General features: G+C 31.7%; 5 protein-coding genes. 4 read left to right on the forward strand and 1 reads right to left on the reverse strand.

Annotated elements, in window-relative coordinates:
• Positions 1–95: 95 nt before the first annotated feature.
• The gene (locus H8909_RS12490; RefSeq protein WP_187013052.1) at positions 96–1,298 is read left to right on the forward strand and encodes a helix-turn-helix transcriptional regulator; all 1,203 of its coding nucleotides are present in this window, start codon (positions 96–98) and stop codon (positions 1,296–1,298) included.
• A complete protein-coding gene (locus H8909_RS12495; protein ID WP_187013053.1) occupies positions 1,285–2,121 on the forward strand; it encodes a WYL domain-containing protein in 837 nt (278 codons plus the stop codon). The genes H8909_RS12490 and H8909_RS12495 overlap by 14 nt, the downstream gene beginning before the upstream one ends.
• A 21-nt stretch (positions 2,122–2,142) precedes the next feature.
• On the opposite strand, the gene H8909_RS12500 is transcribed toward H8909_RS12495, so the two are convergent.
• Positions 2,143–2,481 carry a DUF2500 domain-containing protein gene (locus H8909_RS12500; RefSeq protein ID WP_187013054.1) on the reverse strand — a complete coding sequence of 113 codons (339 nt, stop codon included), beginning with the start codon at positions 2,479–2,481 and terminating at the stop codon, positions 2,143–2,145.
• A gap of 98 nt (positions 2,482–2,579) precedes the next feature.
• Here H8909_RS12500 and H8909_RS12505 point away from each other — a divergent pair, with 98 nt between their 5' ends.
• Both H8909_RS12505 and H8909_RS12510 read left to right on the forward strand, forming a co-directional pair.
• Entirely contained in the window at positions 2,580–3,803 is a 1,224-nt protein-coding gene (locus H8909_RS12505) for an RtcB family protein (RefSeq protein ID WP_187013055.1), read from the forward strand.
• Positions 3,781–4,542, forward strand: a complete 762-nt coding sequence (locus tag H8909_RS12510; RefSeq protein WP_187013056.1) for a nucleotidyltransferase domain-containing protein — start codon at positions 3,781–3,783, stop codon at positions 4,540–4,542. The genes H8909_RS12505 and H8909_RS12510 overlap by 23 nt, the downstream gene beginning before the upstream one ends.
• Positions 4,543–4,773: the final 231 nt, after the last annotated feature.

Genomic DNA, 4,773 nt, shown 5'->3' on the forward strand with positions numbered 1-4,773 from the left:
TCAGATCACAAAAACAGGTGGAAGATTATGCCGTCATAAAAGGCACATTTTCCACCTGTTTATTAATTTAATTTGCGGTTTTATTAGTTTATATTATGGGTAGAGTTTGCGGTTTAACAGTTAAGAACTTCAATAAAATACGTGGATATATTAGAGAATTCTACATCAATGGATTCAAGAGTCGACAGGACTATATAATTAAAAGTTCACGTTCTTATGATAATGAAAAAAGACGTATAGAAAGTTATATGAGTGATTATATCGACTATCATATAACACCAAGTGGTAAGGTTCCTTACCTATCTATTGATACACGTATCACGCAGCATAATCCCTTATATAGAGTATGGAAAACAAAAAGTTTTACTGATCATGATATCATTCTTCACTTTCTTATATTAGACTTACTTCATACACCTTTATCCATGAGTGAACTCATGGATAAAATAGATGAGAAGACAAATCATATTTATCTCTATGATGAATCAACACTTAGAAAGAAACTAAAAGAATATGTTAGAGAAGGAGTTATTATCACAAATAAAAAAGGAAAGAAGAACTTTTATCAATTAAGTGAAGATTATATCATTCCTCATGATATTCTTGATTTCTTTAGTGAAGTATCTCCTTGTGGTGTGATTGGTTCTTATATACTTGATAAACAGGAGAAAGAAGAATCTGTTTTTGGATTTAAACACCATTATTTGACTCAGGTATTAGAGAGTGAAGTGCTTTATGATTTATTGAATGCGATACATGAGCATAAATATGTTTCTTTAAAAACATCACGTAATAGAATAAAGGTGCTCCCTCTTAGTATCTTTGTAAGTGTGCAGGACGGTAGGCAGTATTTGATAGCTTATATATGTCAAAGTAAAAAGATGTATTCATTTCGTCTAGATCATATTATTTCTATTAAGTGCTTAGAAGAAGAAAAAAACTTTGATTTATATAGAAAACAATTAGAAGAAATGAAGAAACATCTATGGGGTGTAAGTTTATCTAATGGTTCTTTAGAAACAGTAGAATTTACTCTACACCATGAACCGTGGGAAGAACATATATATAGACGATTATTACGTGAAAAGAGATGTGGATATGTAGAAAGACTAAATGAGAATACAAGTCGTTTCTATGCAGAAGTGTATGATGTAAAGGAAATGATTCCCTGGATTCGTACATTTATATGTCGTATTCAATCTATTTCTATATCGAATAAAGAAATAGAAAATCAATTTAAGAAGGATTTAGAAGAAATGTATCGTTATTATGAGGGGGATGAAGATGATATTTCATGAAATATACAGTCTTTACTATAAGACAGTGACTTGTCTCATACAGTCTTCTTTTACTCATGTGAATGAAATAATAAATGAGAATGCATTTAAAGAAAGTTTCATGATGTTGGAAGAAGCGTTAGAAAGATGGCCTATAAAGAATATAGATGTCTCTACTTATCCTTTGACACTCCTTCAAAAGAGATGGTTAAAGGCTATTTCATTAGATCCTCGTATGCAATTATTTTCTTATTCCTGGGCTTTTCTAGATGATGTAGAACCACTCTTTACGCCTGATGATATTTATATTTTTGATCAATATAGCGATGGTGATCCTTATGATGATTTACACTATCAGCAGAACTTTCATACAATTATGCAGGCTATTAAAGAGAAGTCTGTTTTATCTGTTACATGGAAAAATAAGAATAAAGTCAGTTATGTTTTACCACAACTATTAGAATATTCAGAGAAGGATGATAAGTTCCGCTTGGTTGCATATGATGGGACAGTGATTAATGTTTCAAGAATAGAAGAATGTCATTTAACTCATCGTAATGTTTCTAACACACATAAACAAAGAGTAGAAAAATATGTCTTGATAGAAGTAAAGGATGAAAGAAATACACTGGATAGAGTTCTTCTTCACTTTGCGCATTTTAAAAAAGAAACAGAGAAAAAAGAAAATACTTATTTTGTGAAACTATTCTATGATGAATCAGATGAAACAGAGATGGTGATTCGATTGTTGTCATTTGGTCCTATGATTAAAGTAATAGAACCTTTAGAATTCAAACAACTCATAAGACAAAGATTAAAGAAACAAAAAGCATATTCCATTTAAAAAGGGCGATAATTCGCCCTTTTAGTAATTTCTATCAAATGATATATATCTTGTTCCCTGGAAAGTAAGTTTTCCTTGGTCTCCTTCTACCATGAATCCATATTCACGACTTGGTACTACAAGTTCTATTCTATCGCCACTTTCTACTTCAAAAGTCACGTAGTAGGTTGTATGTGATGTTGACATCATATCCTCTTGGTGTGTATACATAGTATCTGCACGTTTAGTGACTATCTTTACTGGAACACTTAAGCGTGGTGAATTATTATTCTTATGCCAGGAACCAATACCACTGACTATAACATAGATGAACATTCCTATTACTAATACAGGAACTATTGTAAACATTAGATCAAACATGGGATTTCCCTCCTTGAATATAATTCTATCATAGTTCGCAACTTTTTATCCACGAAAATAGTTCTTATCTTGTATATGATATTGCTGAGGTGAGGACGATGGTCAAAATGAGAGGAAAGAAAAATAATGCGATTTGTTTTGCATCACAGATAGATGAAAAAGCTTTAGAACAGATTAAAAGAATGTGTGATTATGATCTTACATTAGGAAGTCAGATTCGTATAATGCCAGATGTACATGCAGGAAAAGGCTGTACGATTGGTACTACAATGACGATTAAGGATAAGGTATGTCCTAATATTGTAGGTGTGGATATTGGTTGTGGGATGTATACAGTGAAGTTGTTAAATAAAGAAATTGATTTTAAGAAGATTGATGAAGTATGTTCATGGATTCCTTCAGGAATGAATGTATGGGAAACTCCGATAGAATCATTTGATTTAACAAAGCTAAAATGTTATTCATCTCTTAAGAAATTATCTCATCTAGAAAAGTCATTAGGCACATTAGGTGGTGGAAATCATTTTATAGAAATTGAACAGTCTGTGAGTGGTGATTACTATTTGGTTATTCATTCAGGTAGTCGTAATCTTGGAAAACAGGTAGCAGAAATATATCAAAGACGTGCCATTAATCTACATAGAGGATGGGATGAATATACATTAAGACGCCAGGAGATAATTAAAGAATATAAAGAACTTGGTAAAACCAAAGAAATTAATCACGCATTAGACGAACTTAAGGAAGGTTATGGAGTTTTAGATATTCCAGAAGACTTGTGCTGGTTATATGGAGATGCACTAAATGATTATCTTCATGATATAGAGATATGTCAGAAGTATGCAATGAGAAATAGAGTATTAATAGCCAATATGATAATGGATAAGGCATCTCTTACAGAAATAGACTCTTTTCATACCATTCATAACTACATAGATATCAATGAGATGATACTAAGAAAAGGAGCTATACGTGCAAGAAAGGGTGAAAAGGTTCTTATTCCTATGAATATGAGAGATGGATCTATTATAGGTATAGGTAAAGGAAATAGGGAGTGGAACTATTCAGCACCACATGGTGCAGGAAGAATACTATCACGCAAGCAGGCAAAAGAAATGTTGGATATCAAGGAGTATAAGAAGTCTATGGAAGGAATCTATACAACTTCTATTTCTCTAGATACATTGGATGAAGCACCACAGGCATATAAATCAGTAGAAGATATACTAGATGTTATTAAAGAAACAGTAGATGTAATAGAGGTGTTAAAGCCTGTATATAACTATAAGGAGCATGGAGATGAGACAAGAAATAATAAATAAGCTTAATGAGATTGAAAAGAAAGAAGATGTAAAAATCATTTATGCGGTTGAGTCAGGAAGTCGTGCCTGGGGCTTTGAATCAATTGATAGTGATTATGATGTGCGTTTTATCTATGTAAGAGATAAGAATGAGTATCTATGTTTGGAAGAAAAATCAGATGTTATACAGTTACCTATAGATGATGTGTTTGATATAAGTGGTTGGGATATTAAGAAGGCATTAAAACTTCTTTATAAGTCTAATCCATCATTACTTGAGTGGTTTGCATCACCTATTGTGTATAAAGAAACAAAGGAAGCCTCTTATATTAGAGAAGTGATTCCTCTCTATTTTTCACAGAAGAAACTCTATTGTCATTATCAAAGAATGGCAAAAACATCATTAAAATATATGAATAATGAAAAAGTATCTGTGAAGAAGTATCTCTATATTCTTCGCTGTATATTATCTAGTCAATATATTGTACATAATAAAAAGCAGCCTCCAATAGAAATAGAGAGGCTGATAGAATGTGAACTGCCTAGTGAATTAAGAGAAGATATGAATAAACTATTAATGATCAAGAAAAATAGTAATGAGAAGAAGTATGTAGATCATATTTCCTCTTTAGATGAGTTTATATTCACTAATTTAGAAGAAAGAGATGTATCTTCTTTTATTGATGGAGAAACATCATGGGAACCACTCAATGAGGTATTTAGAAAGGTAATAGAAAAGAATAGTGACGATATGTTTTAAAATTAAATATAGAAAAATCCCCCCCCTATATATCAATATAAATCCGTTTTTAATAAAGTGTATAACGACAATAAAGACAATGAAATAATATTACAAATTGTAAGCGTGCACTGTGTCAACCGAAATTGATAATGTCTCAAAAATAATCAAACATTAGCACCACAGCGGTGCTTTTGTTTTGCAGCATAATTCGCAAAACTGGCTTTTTTCCATGGATGATCCATTGGAGGA

The sequence above is a fragment of the Catenibacterium faecis genome (assembly GCF_014306455.1).
In the GTDB taxonomy this organism is placed as follows: Bacteria; Bacillota_I; Bacilli_A; order Erysipelotrichales; family Coprobacillaceae; genus Catenibacterium; species Catenibacterium mitsuoka_A.